At 47.6% G+C, this 16,645-nt stretch carries 10 protein-coding genes; 4 read left to right on the top strand and 6 right to left on the bottom strand.

Going from position 1 to position 16,645, the window contains the following annotated elements; all coding sequences use genetic code 11:
* The first annotated feature begins 466 nt into the window (after positions 1-466).
* Positions 467-991, top strand: a complete 525-nt coding sequence (locus LZ23_RS01615; RefSeq protein WP_045210982.1) for a hypothetical protein — start codon at positions 467-469, stop codon at positions 989-991.
* A 257-nt stretch (positions 992-1,248) separates the two neighbouring features.
* Here LZ23_RS01615 and LZ23_RS01610 read toward each other — a convergent pair whose 3' ends face one another.
* From LZ23_RS01610 to LZ23_RS01585, 6 genes are read right to left on the bottom strand one after another with little or no spacing between them, the layout of a single operon-like run.
* Positions 1,249-1,596 carry an STAS domain-containing protein gene (locus LZ23_RS01610; RefSeq protein WP_045210980.1) on the bottom strand — a complete coding sequence of 116 codons (348 nt, stop codon included), beginning with the start codon at positions 1,594-1,596 and terminating at the stop codon, positions 1,249-1,251.
* Between the two features lie 41 nt (positions 1,597-1,637).
* Positions 1,638-4,715, bottom strand: a complete 3,078-nt coding sequence (locus LZ23_RS01605) for a cellulose synthase subunit BcsC-related outer membrane protein (protein ID WP_045210978.1) — start codon at positions 4,713-4,715, stop codon at positions 1,638-1,640.
* Between the two features lie 21 nt (positions 4,716-4,736).
* Positions 4,737-5,804 carry a family 8 glycosyl hydrolase gene (locus tag LZ23_RS01600; RefSeq protein WP_052507025.1) on the bottom strand — a complete coding sequence of 356 codons (1,068 nt, stop codon included), beginning with the start codon at positions 5,802-5,804 and terminating at the stop codon, positions 4,737-4,739.
* Positions 5,801-8,059 (bottom strand): cellulose biosynthesis cyclic di-GMP-binding regulatory protein BcsB, encoded by a 2,259-nt coding sequence (locus tag LZ23_RS01595; RefSeq protein WP_045210977.1) that lies wholly within the window; start codon positions 8,057-8,059, stop codon positions 5,801-5,803. The genes LZ23_RS01600 and LZ23_RS01595 overlap by 4 nt, the downstream gene beginning before the upstream one ends.
* A 40-nt stretch (positions 8,060-8,099) precedes the next feature.
* Entirely contained in the window at positions 8,100-10,415 is a 2,316-nt protein-coding gene (locus tag LZ23_RS01590) for a glycosyltransferase family 2 protein (protein WP_045210975.1), read from the bottom strand.
* A 37-nt stretch (positions 10,416-10,452) separates the two neighbouring features.
* Positions 10,453-10,899, bottom strand: a complete 447-nt coding sequence (locus tag LZ23_RS01585) for an ATP-binding protein (RefSeq protein WP_045210973.1) — start codon at positions 10,897-10,899, stop codon at positions 10,453-10,455.
* A 979-nt stretch (positions 10,900-11,878) separates the two neighbouring features.
* Here LZ23_RS01585 and LZ23_RS22110 point away from each other — a divergent pair.
* The 3 genes from LZ23_RS22110 to LZ23_RS01570 all read left to right on the top strand — a co-directional run bounded on the left by LZ23_RS22110 (position 11,879) and on the right by LZ23_RS01570 (position 16,636).
* On the top strand, positions 11,879-14,182 hold the full coding sequence (locus LZ23_RS22110; protein ID WP_052507024.1) for a PAS domain S-box protein: 2,304 nt from the start codon (positions 11,879-11,881) through the stop codon (positions 14,180-14,182).
* Between the two features lie 151 nt (positions 14,183-14,333).
* On the top strand, positions 14,334-15,566 hold the full coding sequence (locus tag LZ23_RS01575; RefSeq protein ID WP_045210971.1) for a glycosyltransferase family 4 protein: 1,233 nt from the start codon (positions 14,334-14,336) through the stop codon (positions 15,564-15,566).
* 116 nt (positions 15,567-15,682) lie between these two features.
* Positions 15,683-16,636, top strand: a complete 954-nt coding sequence (locus tag LZ23_RS01570; RefSeq protein WP_045210969.1) for a GlcNAc-transferase family protein — start codon at positions 15,683-15,685, stop codon at positions 16,634-16,636.
* Positions 16,637-16,645: the final 9 nt, after the last annotated feature.

Here is a 16,645-nt window from a genome sequence, read left to right as displayed (position 1 = left end):
TATTTGTTGAATGTAAATCACAACCAGCATACAATTTCATAAGGCACCTCCCATATTAGAGTTGTTGATTGCCTCTTTGTATAGCCGGTTTTTGTTTGCCAAGCTATACTTGGGAGGTGCCTTTTAAATGGTTATCAGGGTAAAAAGACTCACTCAAGACGCCCAGTTAAACCCTGCTGCGCAGGAACGCTTTCAGCGTTGTTTAACCGGGCAGGCAAAGGGCGCAAAGGAAGAAAGAAGTTTTTTCATTTGCCGGGGAACCCAGTTAAACCCGTCTGCGACGGAGACTACGTCTGTTTAACAAGGCATGCGGCAAATGAAAAGGCAGCCTTTTTGAAAACCGATACCCGGTTTTCAAAAATATATGTTCCTTATTGTCTTTAACTTTGAGGCCTTTGCGGTTTAAGTTTTCTTGTTTTTTATGACAGAGTTTCAAGATTAAGTTACTAAACAAGGAGGGTTATTAATGGCAGAGCCAGTATTTTCTGCTGATCAGGTTAATTACCTCAAAGAGCAGATGCCACTGTGGCTTGCTGAGCAAAGTATTGGCAAACCGCCCGCAGTATATGAGATAGAACTACGGGAGCGCATGATCAGAGTTGAAGAAGAGCTTAAGTATCAGCGTGAAATGATTCGTTCTATCCTTACTCAGATGGAAAAACGCTTTGAGCAGTCTGACAAGCGTTATGAAGAGTTGCGTCTGGACATGAATGCCCGTTTTGAACAGGTTGACAAGCGCTTCGAGCAGGTTGATAAGCGATTTGAGCAGGTAGACAGGCGTTTTGTGGAAATGCGAGAGGACATGAGTGCCCGCTTTGAGCAGGTAGACAAGCGTTTTGAAGAAATGCGCATGGATATGAATGCCCGCTTTGAGCAGGTTGATAAGCGTTTTGAAGCTTTGACCAGCAGGATTGATCGCTTTATGATCTGGTCTTTTGGAACGTCCTTGACCATGGCTGCCATAATTATTGGCGTTCTTAAGTACACATAAGTTAGTTGCATACAGTTCCAGTCCTGTAGCAAAAAATGAGAAAAACTATTTTACTTTGACAAAAGCAATAGGCCAATGTCATATATCTTCAGCCTTCAGCCTTCAGCCTTCAGCCTTCAGCCTTCAGCCTTCAGCCTTCAGCCTTCAGCCTTCAGCCTTCAGCCTGAAAAGCATAGTGATCCCCACGACTTAACGATCCTTGCTGCAGTTGGGCTGTGGAACAGCCAGCATTAGACTCAACACTCAACAGCTGTAAGTCACTCATCATCAATCTTAAGTGCTTTGAATGCAGACTCCTTAGAAGAAAAAATGGTAAAAAACTTATCAAGTTTAGTGATTTTGAAGATGTCCTGAATTCCTTCTGCAATATTGCACAAAACCAGGGTCTGTTCATTGTCCTTGGTTTTGTAGGCTGAGATAATTGATCCCAGACCTGTGCTGTCAATAAAACTGACATCTCGCATATCAAGAACAATCAGACTGATCCCGGAATTGATAATTTCCTGCATTTTTCTCTTAAATTCGGCAGCAACACTGGCATCTACCGATTTTCTTCGCGGGATTACTACAACATGATTAATACCTTTCTGCACTTCAACTTCCATTGTTATCTCCTTGATAATTGCCAGACAGATAAAATTTCCATTTAGAATCCATCTCTGTTAAAAAAAACCTCACGATGTTCAAAGAAATACCTCAACATTAGCCCGGCCTGCCACTGGGTATGGTCTGAGGCATTGTTGATTCCGGCCATGCCTCCCAGGGCCAGGTTGTTGGAAATGAGTTTCATGCCCTGTATGTCAACAGCCACTGCCAGACCTGATTTTTTCCGGCTGGAATATTTCCCCTGAAAGTCATTGAGCGCAGCAGTATTTATTCCTGTTGCCGAGCTGCTGGAAATGTTCCGGTAGTGCGGTGCGCCGGCGTTCATATAGTTCATCCAGCCCAGGCTGGCATTAATATCAAACCAGTAATCTCTGCAGCGTGGAGACAGGAAGCGGACAAAAGGTCCCAAAATGAAAAAATGATCTGGGCTGAAGTATCCTCCATGGCCAAAGGTATAAAAATTCTGATTATTTTGGAAATGAAATGCTGTCAGAAACAGTCCGCTGGACAACTCCAGTCCATTGAAGTCTTTGGTTCGACCAACACTTATATTTCCGCCGATGCGGTGATTGTCAGCGACATTTCTGCCCCAGTAATAGTCATATTCTGCTTCCACAGCCAGCCAGTATGGTCCTTTCAAATCAATATTTTTTCCTGCCTGGACTCCGCTGTGCATAACTCTGCCCCATTTTTTTCTGCTGTACGGATCTTTCTGTCCTATGGTAGAAAGCAGGGAATCGGTAACTGAAGACTGACGCAGTTCTAAGGACCAGTCATCAGACTTGCTTAGATTTAAGCGAAAAACAGGCATGGGACTGACAGGACCACCCATAGGGGTCATGCCCAGCATGGCCTCAAAATTGTACCTGCCTTCTCGCTGGTACTGGATCTCAGGAGAAATAACCCAGGTTTTGTCAACAGGAGTCTGATGGCGTCTGTTCTGATCAAGAAACCTGTAATACGAACCAATATATGCATCCTGGTCAGGCTTGCCGCTGTTGAGCAGTTGCGGGGTGGCGCGAAGGGTCCACTTGCCTCCCCGGGACACAGGTCTGTTGTATTCCATGGGCACGCTGAGAGCCTGAAGTCTGGATTTGCCCCTGTCTCCAGAGACATTGCGGTATCGGACTGCAATATCCATCCACGGGGTATCACTGTTCATGTAACAGGTGCCCTTGCCGGATTCAGGGTGGGTCTGCGCCGCCAGAATGGGGCTTTCCTGCCTGGCAAAGGCGTCTGCAGCTATAGTGCGTACATCAGGTCCCGGGTGAACAGCCATATCTTGAAGCACATTCCAGAAGTAAGCGCTGTCCTCCAACTCCTGGGCACTGATGAGTAATGCCTGGGCAGTATCCTCAGAAGGACGCTGCTCATGAGATTGTAGAAAAAAGCTGTGCGCAGACTCCGGGTCGCCCGTTTCAAGCAGGCTCCAGCCCAGAAGATCGACATCGCGCGTATCCGGATTGAGCTCAACACATTGTTTAAGATAGGCAACTGCCTGGTGTGCATTACCTGCAGCATATTCCTCATTGCCAAGGATACAGTATAATGAAGCCAGTACAGCCTGGAGTTCCACAGAAAGCTCTTTGTCCCGGGATTCAAGTATCATAAGCGCTTCCCGATGACGGTCCATGGCCTGGAGTGAATAAATTTTTCCTGCCAGAGCATCCTCATCATCTGGAAAAAGAGCTAACTGCTCTGCAAACTTATCCAGGGCCTGTTCATACTGCTGCAGATGAAACAGGGACCAGCTGCGCATGCTCAGGGCTTCATGATCTTCCACGGCAATATCACTGTATCTGTCAAGCCAGAAAAGGGTTTGGGAATATTCCTGCTGAGCAAATAATTCTGCTGCACTGGCACGATAAAACCTGCTCAGTGTGTCCAGGAACAAGGCTGTAGAAGGGGCCTGCTCAATCAGGGTAATGGCCTCTTTAATTCTCCCCTGACGCTCCAGAAGAGCAACAAGGCCTTCCAGAGCTGATTTGTCGGCCGGGTTGTTGCGAAGAACATGGCGGAAAAGATCCTCAGCACAGACATCATCTCCAGCCTCAAAACAGTTCCAGGCCATGGTTAGACGCAATGCATCTTCTTCCGGAGCATGGCGAAGGATCTGTCTTGCCAGCATGGCGAACTCAGGATCATCCGGGGAAATGCCTGCTATCATGCTGCGCAGCAATTGCAGTTCCAGGCGGGACAACTCTGCCAGGGCTTCGTTTCGCCCCTGCATCTCAGTGCGCTGCCTGGCAATTTCTCGCTGAGCCTGTTCAAAAGGAAGGTTCAGAATGACGCTTTGAAGAAGCGGAATATACAGGCCCTGTTCCCGGCCTTCCAGGGAGCAGCTGAGCAGCTGACGATCTATTTCCAGCGCCTGTCTCCTGGCTCTTAGACTATGCAATGCCTGAGAAACTTGAAAAAATGCATAGGGCTCCATGCATTGATTCAATCGTGAACGGTACCTGTCAATAAAGCTTTGCAACTCTTCAGGACTGCGAGAATGCAGCGCATCTGCCAGGTCCTGCTCAAAACGGATCTGCTGCACTTCCTGACGGCGCAGGTCCTGCTGGTGTTCATCATCAAGTTCCTCCAGGACAGTTTCTGCCTGCTCCAGTTGTCCTGCCTGCATCAAAATCCTGAAAAGAGCTGCCCTGACTTCTTCCGGACGATATCCTGTCTGCATCAGGTTCTCTAAGGCTGCTACGGCCTGATCATGTCGTTCCAGCGCATTCAGGGCATAAGCTTTTCCAAGAGATGCTTCATTCTGCTGGTTTCCAGGAGGAAGAAGTGCCAGAGCCTGCTCAAAAAAATTCAGGGCCTGTTCATAAAAACCCAGGCCCAGAGAGTCCCAGCCGGCCTCGAGCGATCGCCCTCCATCCCGGGCCTGATCCCGAGGAGGAACTACAGGCCGGATAATATCCGGAGCAGTTCGTATGATCTGGCCTTGTTCTTCAGGGCGCTGAATTGCTGGTCTCTCGCTTTCGCCTCGTTGCACATCCACAGACTGTGCCAGTAAGGCATGAGACAGATCCGCCATGTGATCATGGCAAAGCCCGGAAGTGGTCCACAGCAGCAGCAGGCCCAGTGCGGGGAAGATGTTTATCAAAGAAGTCTGTTTCATGATGATTCCGTCAAAGGTTGATCATGGTTGGTGATCCCTGGTGATGGATGTGCTTTCCAACCTGCTTAGTACATAAAGAATATTTGAGTAATAGTCGTCTTTTTCATCCATGAATTTTCTTGCAGCCATGTCCCACCATTGTCCGGCTATTTTCGAGAGGTTCAGATCCTGTGCAGCCCTGGCAAATACTGCGTAGTATCCTGCTGAACCGGACTGCGTGGAAAAAGAACCGTCTGTCAGGTCGATGCGCTGCGGAATATAACCGGCCTGGTGAAAAGATCTCAATAGCTCAGCCAGTTCAGGAAGAATTGAGATATTTCCGGCCCAGCTGAGATACAGGGGCACTCTGATGACCTCAAAGCCGAATACAGCCTCATTTATTGATGTGTGGATCTGCTCGCTGTCCATAGACAGACTGAACCAGTCTGGTGGAAGCATCAGAGGGGGAAGCAGGGATGCTTCAAATATTATCACAGAGTGGTCGTAAATCTTGCTCCAGAAATCATGGTTATCTGCCTCAGCAAAATCCTGGAAAGCAGAAAATATGAAATAAGACGGGTTCAGTCGGATGGAATCAGACTGCAGAAAACCATGGTAGCCAGGCAGCAGAATCAGATGTCCGTGGTACTCTACGCTTAGAAGTTTCCGGATGGAAGCAAGCAGTTTGAGGGCTTCTGATTTGTAGGTTGAGTCAGGCCATTGTCTATCACCGAGAAGCAGTCCCCAGGCCACAAGAATGTCTCCGTCTGTGGCGTTGTTGAAGTCCACCACAGTCCACTGGTCTGGCAGGCGTTCTCCCCATGACCAGGCGAGAAGACTGTCTGTACGGCGGACCTGCAGATTGTCCCGGGTCCACTGCCAGAGAGAATCAAAAGAATCAGGGTCGTTGCAAAGGGCTGCCATTATCATCCCATAGCCCTGGCCCTCGGAATGGGAAATATTATCCTGAAACCTGTCAATTATACGCCCGTCCGAAGTAAGAAAGCGGGCTTTGAACACGTTCCAGTCTGCACAGACATCAGCTTTGACCGGACTTGTCATAAACAGGATTAGAAAAGAGAGCAATGTTAGCTGTAATAAATGTCTCATTCCTGCTCCTTGGCTTTAAGTCTGGTGCGAAGCAGGCGACGGATTACAAAAGCAGTCAATGTCAGTATAACCATGAGGGTTCCGAAAAACCAGAACGGGTAAGTGTTTACAATGTAAGTGAACCAGCGAAAGGATCCCAGGTCACCAACAAAATAGCGTTCTCCTGCATGCTGGGAGCGGACACCGAATTCCAGGTCTGTTATGTCAGCCAGAACAACGCTTCCCCGGGCTTGACCCTGCAGCAATGGATTGCTCATGGCATTAGCGCCCTGCAAAAGGGCTTCCGGGGATCTGGCTGTGGCTACCATCAAAGTGCGCATGGGTGCGTAGGGCGAAAGACTCTGTGTAAGCAGCAGTTTGTCTGAGTTCATGACTAATTCTTCTATGGCTTCGGCATGCACTGATGGCTGGGGAACACTGCGTGGACGTTCCGGGAAAATATCGGCCATTATCCTGTTCCACCAGTAAAGAGACTGCTCTTTAGAACCCTGTAATACGCCCTGCCATGGATAGGCAAGCCGGGGGGCCATGGGGGTGGCCTGCATAATTTGCGGAGAAATGTCTGGATAAGGCGAGACCACCAGGATATCCAGAGGCTGTTGTGGTGGTTCGTTGAGAAATTGCACTCTATATGGCGCAATTCCGGTTTTTTGACTGGTCATAGCCACAATGTTTACAGCAGCTGCCGAGCTTAAGGGGTCATTGGGGGGCACTACGATGGCGTTTTCCCGCCAGTCTGGCCAGCTGGTGAAAGGAAAGCCGTCTTCCATGAACAAAGCCAGTTCAGGCATTTCCACCCAATGGTCCAGTTCAGGAAAAGACAGGGTTGAATCGTCAAAAATGGTTACAAAAAGATTTTTCAACTGAATAAAGGTGCAGAGGTCTGTGATAAGTGGTGTGAGCACAGGCTCAAAGGTGAAGGTGTTGAGACCGGGCCTGAAATAGTACATGGGAATATGAATCTGATAACCGCCGTATCTTCCGCCCTGGGGATTACTCAGGGGCACCCCGGCGATGAAGCGGCCGTTGAGGTGAATATTGATCACTGAGTCCTGGCGCATTTGAGTGCCGTAGGCCAGGTGCAGAGCAAGCCTTGCAAACAAATTGCCGGGCAGCAGGGCATCCGAAGGCAGGCGAACAGTCATATTTTCCGGAATGGGATACATATCGGTAAAGGTGTGTGAAGGCATGCCCAATTGGTCCAGAGTATACTTTTGTCCCGGGGTAATAAGGTTCTTGCCCGTTTCTCTGGTAATTTCAGGAATGATGACAGAACCCGGATCAGAGCTGGATATGTCCGGCAAAGGGAATGACAGCACAGAAAAGGCTTTGGTGGAGCTGGTTACCCCATTAATATCCTCACCTGAAAGAACGATTATGGCCCGGGTATGGTCGTCCACAAAGCGCCTGAGTTCAGTCTGTTCCTGATTATTTTCATCTTCTGGCATAACCGGTGCAGGGCCGGGCAGGGGCATGATGCCAAAGTCGTTTTGGGGTGGAGTTCTTTCATATTGGTCTAAGACGCCGGCAACAAAGAGCTTATCGCCAATAAGAATGTTATCCATTCCCTGGCGCAGATCCTGAGAGAGTGTGAATTTCACCTGACGAAATTCAAAGCGCAGACTCGTTCCTGAGGCAGCAATGGATGCGAGGTTCATCATTTCAGGACTGTAGTCCGGAACTACCAGGTGAACCCTGTTTTCGTTAAACTGCTTGGGATCGAAAAGAAAGTCAGCAATGGAGGACAGGAACATTGGTACCGGCTTGAGGGTATAGCTTACGTCCAGAAAGGCACGCTCCACAGAAACATGGGTCCAGAGAGTGGGATTGCCCGGGTCAGTGCATTGACCGTCATAATCCTGGGCCACGGCAAACTGGAGTTCGTTGAAGCGGGGCTTGAGCAGGGTAGTGGGGATTGGTACAGTGACTAATCCTTCTGGAGATTCAGGAAGCAACTCAACCTGGGCCAGGACCTGGTCGTTGAAGCGTACAATCAGACGGGAGCGATCACCCAGAAGTCCGGTGGAATTAACATAGGGAAAGCGGAGGTTGGCAGATGTCACGTTCCAGCGTTGTGGTGTGGGGATGCTCACACGGAAATCTGCAGCCTTGCCCTGCAAAAGAGGCTTGCCCACAATGGAAAACTCGGTCAGGGGAATAGAAAGCGAATGTTGGGCTGTGGCGTGCACAGCTGTTCCCAAAAGCAGCATAAGCACCAGGCATGGGGTTGCAAGATAAAAAACTGGTCTTTTCATGAACATCTCCTGTATAATAATTCGGTTTTGAACTACAGTACTACCTGGCCCGGACTATTTTCAGCCTGCGCAGTATAATTGCCACTCCAGTGCCAAGCTGGGACCACAGCAGGAGCACGATTCCTCTGAAATTGCGGACAAATCCCCGGATGCCTATGGAAAATAAATATCCAAGCCCTTGCCAGGGTGAAGTCTTGTGGCGCTGGCGGCGATTTTCCCAAAAGTCCTCCCAACGCTGGCTGTCCCCGTAAACATAACTGACAACTCTGGCAAAAGAGAATGGATCTTCTGCCTGAAACAGGCAGCCTACAAGTCGATTTTTGCCGGCTGGGGAGATACGCACTACCTCCAATGGCAGAAAATGCTCATTGCCGTAACTGTCCCTGGCCTGAAACTCTACTCTGTCTCCAATATTGACATCTATATTTTTGGGGACAACGAAACCAAGACCATCCTCGGAAATATCCTGGACCATAACTCTGAGTGGTTCTTCCATGGACATGGATGATTCAGACCTGGCCAGGATCCGGACCCTGGCTTCTTCGTGTACCGGCATCCGGTGTTTACGGCGGATTTGTCGACGCTCCCAGACAATTCCCAAACAGAGGAACACAAAGGTCAGATTAAAAGTGTTCCAGGCCATGGTTATAATGATGGCGTCCAGTTCCAGCGGGTGGTTCATCCAGCGCAGCAAACCCAGTGGATAGGCCAGAAGAATAAGGATAAGAATTACATAAAAAGGTTTGGCCAGTGGGCTGAGAAAATCCTGCTTCAGGTTTGCCTCTTTGGGTGTCACCTTGAATGATGGAGACTTTGGACTTATGAGAGCGCTGATCATGGCCGGGAGATTGTACAGGCTGAGAACTATTTCATAGAGTTCAGAAAAAAACGGATGGCGAACTTTGCCATGTAGAAAATCAGTGAAAATGATTGCGCAGAAAAGGTGCGGCATGGTGAAAGCCATGACCTGGGCCAGGGATGCATTATATACTCGCAGTCCAAAGGCCAGGTATAATATGGGGGCTATAAAGAAGACCACCCGGGACAGGCTGAAAAACCAGAAGGCCGATGAATTGGTATAGCAGATGCGCTGGAACCACCTGAGGCCTTTCAGGAACAACGGATTTTTAAGCATGAATATCTGGACCATGCCCTGGGCCCAGCGATTGCGTTGTGTGACAAGATCACCAAAGGTTTCAGGCGACAGCCCGCAGACCATGGGCTTAGAAACATAGGCGCTTTTGTATCCTCTGGAGTGCAGCCCCAGAGCTGTCTCAGCATCCTCGGTAATGGTCTCTCCAGCTATTCCTCCTGATTCCTGCACATGCGAACGTCTAAGGATTGCAGCTGATCCGCAGAAAAAGGCTGAATCCCAGTAATCCAGACCCAGCAGCACTGAACCATAGAACATTTCGTTTTCCGCAGGTTTCTGCTGAAAGATGTTCAAGTTACGTTCCACAGGATCAGGGTTGATGAAAAAGTGCGGAGTCTGACAGAGAAACAGCTTCTTGTCTCGCATGAAAAGCCCTACAGTGTTTTGCAGGAAATCCTTGGACGGGACATGGTCACAGTCCAGGATTACTACAAGCTCCCCGCCCTTGTCTCCGAAACCCCGCCCTTCAAGCAGGGGTACCTTGCCCGGCTCATCAGCCATGCTCCAGGAGGTGCGCTTCAGGGCGGAATTGAGGTTGCCGGCTTTGGCGTGATCGTTTTTGCCTCGGGTCAGGTAATTCACTTCCAGGAAGCGAGCCAGGTTCTTCAAGCTTTCGTGCCGCTTGACTGCCTGCAATGCCTTTCTGGGATTGGGATCCAGTCTTTTCTGAATACTCCCCCCATCGTCCAGAATATAAATGTTCAGTTTGTCTTTGGGATAATTCATCTGGGTTGCAGCCGTGGCTGTGATGGAGACGATTTCCAGGGGCTCATTGTATGTGGGGATGAAAACATCCACTGTGGGCAGGTCCGGGTCATCAAGGTCAACGCTGACAATCTTTCTTTTGAGAGGCATGGCATTTACAAACATGCCGAGAAGATAAATGGCGATGCCGTAACACTCGGCAAGAAAGAGCAGGCCCATGGCCATTGTGTCTGCCGGGCTGGTGTAATAAAGGGTGTCAAATACTCTGAACGAGAGATAGCGCAAAGTGATCAGCAGGCAGACAAGAATAATCAGCAGTCTCTTGGTGTCTTCGTTAATGAAGCTGGTTCTGCGCAGTACAATCACCAGCAGGACGGCTCCCCAACCAAGGATGAACTGATCGCGAAGAGGTAAATAAACTGCCGATGCAAACAGTATTGCCAGAGCGCCAAGTACCAGAATCAGTGGATCACGCCAGGACGCAATACGGCCTATCATTTACCGGAACCTTTGGTTGTTGGTATGTATGTCATTATTACTCTGAGTATTCCCTGATGTTTGTATTGAATTTTTTGCTCATGACAAGTTTGTTGTCACCGTGCGCAGATGCTAACTTAACCGAGTCCATGAAGTTCTGGATTACTTCAGGCCCCAGACAGTCGTCTTCCACTGCCTTGACTATATCTTCAACGCTTAAATCAGGTGTACAGGAATTAAGAAAATCCCCAGACTGACCCAAGTCGCTTACGGTTAGCTGCAGACAGTCCTCAAGAATATCCAGCGTTACTACAACCGGCCTGGCATGCTCACCTGGATGACCACGAATGGCCAGCTTGACGGCTTCAAATGTGCAGAACCTGAGCATGCAGGCGTCGCTCTGGGAAAAAGGCAGAGTCATACCCACGGACTGTACTATTGTTGACAGAAGCACGGCGTTTTCCAGATTGCTTTTGATTGACAGTGTTATGGACTTTTCATTCATGACTGCTTCTCCCGATGTTCTTTGGGGTATGAGCAAAGTTTGCTGCTAAGATTTTGCCTGACAGGCTGTTAAAATCTTCCAGTTGCTGCGTCGCTACAAAAAGTTCAAACCTTCAAGTATGGATAACTACGCTGCGACTATGAATTGTTTGCTCATTGCACTTGTAATTTTTGAACAGTCTGCCTTATAAGGACTTTTTTAACACGCTGTAAAATATCATGTATAGGGACATTAGTCAGCTGTAAATAACTTTGTTCCAGTATCATGAATCCTCTAAAAAACTTCCTGCAAAAATGTTGCATTAGTAACTTACCATTTCAATCCTGAAAAAAACAAGAAAGTTTTTTACCTTGAAAGAGCAATAATGCCCAGGAACCTTCTACAGCCTTCAGCCTTCAGCCTTCAGCCTTCAGCCTTCAGCCTTCAGCCTTCAGCCTTCAGCCTTCAGCCTGAAAAGTAAGGTTATCACCTCAACTTAACGAGATCCTTGTTTAAATTGTGTTGTGGGCACAGCCCGCATTAGGTCTGTATTTTGCTTCGCATGCTAAAGAAAAAGGTATCTGTTTAGCGCTTTTAAGGAAAGCAGGGGACATGCACTCCGGGACCCACTTGAACATCATTTTGTGCTTAAAATATCTCATTTTTTGGGACAAGTGGGTCCCGGGAGAGCCAGCCCCCCTTCGGGCTGTATGCCTCCGGCAGGAAGCCATGCCACATGCAAAGCGCTAAACAGATACAGAAAAAGTTACTTTTTGAACTGATTAATTGATCATAGTATGGCAGCGTACAGATTGTCACTATGAAAAAAATTTCATAGTGACAATCTGTACGCAGTTCTGTTAAAAAGCAGACAGGAAAGAGAGGATGTTTCTCTTATCATAGGGCCACAACTCTTAAATCTTTAGATTTTTGATCCGGTTCTGAATTTGTCGATCAGGGATTGCCCAGTGGGCATTCCAAAACCCCGGGGACTCTTCCAATGCTTCGTAAAAAACTGCTGCTGTCTCTTGTTTTGTTTTCACTGATTGTTTTCTGCACTTTTCAGTTTGCATTTCTGTATTTTGAGAAGCGAAATGAGAATGCTCTTCAGCAGGCACTCACAAGTATAGTCAGTGCTTATGCCCAGAACCTGCACCTGCGCCTCACAGACGGTCTATCAGCATTGAACACATTGGAATCTATCCTGTTTATGGAGGAATACCGTCCTGATCAGTTCAATTACTGGGGAGGAGTCATACTTGAGGCAAATCCCAGTGTGTCTGCTGTTCAGCTCGCTCCTGATGGAGTCGTGAGCTATATTGTCCCCCTTCAGGGAAATGAAGGAGCAATCGGTCACGATCTTTTTGCGGATCCGCGCAGGGCCATTGGCGCAAAAAAAGCAGTTGAAACCAGAAGCATTACCTTTATCGGACCGGTGCGGCTGATACAAAGTGGAGAAATGGCGGTTATTGCAAGGAAGCCGGTATTCAGAACTGTTGAAGATGAAGAGACCTTCTGGGGATTTGTAATCGTGCTTATCGAGGTTGGGGGCTTGATTCCAAGAGAAATGGATCTGAGTCATGACCATTCTGTGGCCTGGCGCTTGCTGGGAGATGATCCTGATATGGGTCAGGAAGGCGGTCGGCCATTAATAGCTGAGTCGGACGATGCTCCTGTGGTTACCCAGTGGGATATTTCATATGATATAGCTGTACCCAATGGAACCTGGCAAATGCAGATTGCTTCGGATGAAGCGCTAAAGTCTGGCTTTGCGCTAAGACAGGGCGTTGTGATTTTGCTCACAGCTCTTTTTGCAGCGTTTTTTGCAATGCAGCAGACAAAAGTCATTAGAAGAAATGAGCAGATTAAAGCCGGAGAAAGACAGGCAAAGCAGGAACGAGAACAATTTTTGTCCATCCTGAACAGCATCCCTGAAATCATTTATGTATCTGACTTTGATACACATGAAATATTTTTTGCCAACCAGAAAATGAAGGAGCTTATAGGAAGAGATATAGCAGGTGAGCAATGCTTTAAGGCTGTGCGGGGAAAAGACGAAGAATGCAGGGACTGCACAAAAAAAATGTTAAGTCTTTCCGGCGAACCGTCTTTTTCAGAAGAGTACCTGTCTAATTTTGATAAACATTTTTATGTTATGAACAGGACCATTCAGTGGACGAGTGCTAAAAAGGCCCGCTTTCAGCTTGCCATTGATATCACACAGCGTAAGCAGTTTGAGGAAGATCTCAAGGCAAGTGAAGAAAGGTTTCGCCTTGCATTTGCACATGCCAATGACGGGGTCTGTATTGTGGGCTTGGATGGAAGGTTTTTGCAGGTCAATCAACGGATGAGTGAAATTTTCGGGTATTCCATAGAAGAGCTGGAATCCATGACCGTCAATGATCTGGCCCATCCTGAGGATGTTAATGTCAGCCCCAAGTTTATTCAACGCAGCTTGTCTGGCGAAGTTTCCAGTTCGGTCTTTGAAAAACGTTATATCCATAAAAATGGTGATGTCATCTGGGGGCAGGTTTCAAGTTCAATTATCAGGAATTATCAGGAAGAACCTTTGCACTTTGTATCTCATGTGCAGGACATCACTGAAAAAAAACAATTGGAAGAGCTAAAGGCAGATGTTGACCGTATCATGCGTCATGACCTGAAAACACCGCTCAATGGCATAATCGGGCTTCCAGAGATCATGAAAATGGAAGGCGGGTTGAGTGAGGATCAGATATCCCTTTTGGATCTCATAGAAAAAACCGGTCAGGACATGCTGCATATGATCGACTTTTCACTTGACTTTTTCAAAATGGAGACAGGGCGCTACGATTATGTGCCGCTTGCAGTGGATGCCTTGGAAGTTCTGGAAAATATATCCGGCCAGAAAAAGTCCCAGATGAATGCCAGGAAACTATCTTTGGAAATAACTGTGGACGGTGTTCCGCTGGAGCACGGGGCGAAGCTCTATGTACCATCACAGCGAAGATTACTTTTTTCCATGCTGGGCAATTTAGTGACCAATGCCATTGAGGCTTCCCCTGATGGCGGCAGGATTACAATCAATTTGCACAAGGGGGATCCAACAACAATTGCCATTGGCAACAAAGGGGCAGTTCCTGAGCATATTAGAAATTCCTTTTTCCAGAAATATTCTACATTTGGAAAAAAGAGAGGTACAGGGCTTGGCACTTATTCAGCCAAGGTTATTGCGGATGCCATGGGGTATGATGTGCAGATGCAGACCTGGGATGAGGAAGACATGACCGAGGTACGGGTGGTGATACCAAATTCTATGCACTAATCCAATTTTCTGCACGTATAAATTTCTGGATAGCTACTGTTTTATCCGACGGACAAAGTCATATCAAAGTCAGATATCACTTCAATTTACCTTGCCTGCTCATTTTAACAATGTTAGGATTTAACTTACCTGTTAAATCTATTGTAAAATCATGAATATACTTTTTGTACATCAGAATTTTCCTGGACAGTATCTACATCTGGCCCCAGCTCTTGCATCTTATCCAGAAAACAGGGTTGTAGCCATAAGCGCCAGACAGGGGGTGAAAATTCCGGGTGTAAAAATTCTGGTTTATAAAATATCAAAAAATCCAAGCCCCACTATTCATCCCTGGATTGCTGAGCAGGAAGTTAAGGTTATTCGGGGGGAAGCTGCAGCCAGTGCAGCAATGCGGCTGCGCTCCCAGGGGTTTGCGCCTGATGTGATCTGCGCTCACCCTGGCTGGGGCGAAGCCCTTTTTCTCAGAGATGTCTGGCCTGATTCGAAAATTGTCTGTTTTTGTGAGTTTTATTATCAGTCCAGTGGCAGTGATGTTGGGTTTGATCCTGAATTTTCCCGCGGCAGAAATCAGGATGAACTTTGCAGGCTGCGCATGAAGAATGCTCATAATCTTATCAGTCTTGAGGCAGCAGACAGGGGTATTTCTCCCACCATCTGGCAACGGGGGCAATATCCTGTTGAGTATCAATCCAGAATTGAGGTCATTTTTGACGGTATCAACACTGCAAGGGTCTGCCCCAAAGACGACGCTTTTATCATGCTCCAGCGCCATCAGGTCAAACTAACAAAGAGTGATGAAATAATCACTTTTGTAGCTCGCAATCTTGAGCCTTACAGAGGAATTCATATTTTCCTGAGGGCTTTGCCGGAGATTCTGAAAAAAAGGCCCCAAGCCAGAGCAGTAATTCTGGGAGGAGATGAAGTAAGTTATGGACGAAAACCTCCACCTGGCAAAACCTTTCGCTCCATGCTATTGGAAGAAGTAAGTGATGATCTGGATATGGACAGAGTTCATTTTGTGGGGCGGGTTCCTTACAATATTTTTATGGATGTGCTCAGGATATCATCAGCTCATGTTTACCTTACGTATCCTTTTGTCCTGTCCTGGTCCATGCTGGAAGCCATGAGTGCCGGCTGTATTGTGATCGGCTCTGACACTGCACCGGTTCGTGAAGTAATTGAGCACCAGCATAACGGATTGCTGGTGGATTTTTTTGATGTCAAGGGTTTGGCCGGAATCGTTATTGATGTTCTTGGCAACCGTAAAAAATACGCACATATTAAAATGGCAGCCAGAAAGACTATAGTTGAAAGATATGATCTCAAGAATATTTGCCTGCCTGCACAATTGAAGATGATTGAATCTCTGACGCATAAGGCGTAAACAGAGGGCCAAACTTCTGATAAGCGCATAATGCTCAAATGGTGAAACAGCCCCAAATTTTTTGACAGACTATGCATGTCTAATGCAGCGCTATCAAGCGCACTAAGGTGGTCAAATTGTCCATTTTACACCACAAGACCATATTTGTATGCATTGCTTCATATCGAGACCCTGATTGCATCAATACAGTCAAGAGTCTTTTGAAAAATGCTGCAAACCCTGAGAGATTAACCTTCGGGATTTGCTGGCAGTATGTGCCTGGAGAAGAGCCTGCTCTGCTGCAGCTTTTGAAGCATCAGGAACAATCTAAGCAGATTTCCCTGCCTGCCATGTTCAGCCGGGGTCCATGTCTGGCCAGGCATCTTGCCCAGCAGCTCTGGCAGGGAGAAGAGTATTATTTTCAGATAGACAGCCATATGCGCTTTGTGCCGGGGTGGGATGAAAAACTTATCACGCTCATGCATATATGCCCATCTCCCAGGCCGGTTCTTTCCACTTATCCTCTGGCCTTTACCCCCCCTGAGGAGTATGCAGATGATGCCCTGGTCCGTATCATGCCGAGATATTTTGATGAGTACGGCATTCTGCATCAGCACTCTGCACTGATTGCAATGCCTGATCATGCCCTGAAACCGGAAACATCTTTTTTTGTTAGTGCCGGCATGCTTTTCACTTATGGCAGGGCAATCAGTCAGGTGCCGTATGATCCGCATATTTATTTTGCCGGAGAAGAGATTACGCTCGGGATCCGCCTGTGGACACATGGCTGGGACATTTTCAATCCCAATGCTGTGCTTGCCTACCATAACTATCAACTTCAAACCAGGCGCAAAAGGCATTGGGAAGATCAGTCAGACTGGACAGAACTGCAAAAAGTGTCAGCAGGCAGGGTCAGGTTTCTTACTGGCCAGACAGTCAACGCTGATGCGCATTGCCTCACAGAAATGGATAAGTATGGTCTGGGAAATATCAGAACAATTAGAGAGTATGAGCAGGCAACCGGTCTGGACTTTGTGGCCAGGTCATGGCAGGGAAAAGAATTGACCCGGCTTCAACAGTCTAAAGCTTAAATCCCGGCA

Source organism: Desulfonatronovibrio magnus (genome assembly GCF_000934755.1).
GTDB classification, from domain to species: Bacteria; Desulfobacterota; Desulfovibrionia; order Desulfovibrionales; family Desulfonatronovibrionaceae; genus Desulfonatronovibrio; species Desulfonatronovibrio magnus.
This window is presented reverse-complemented; position numbering and strand designations above follow the sequence as displayed.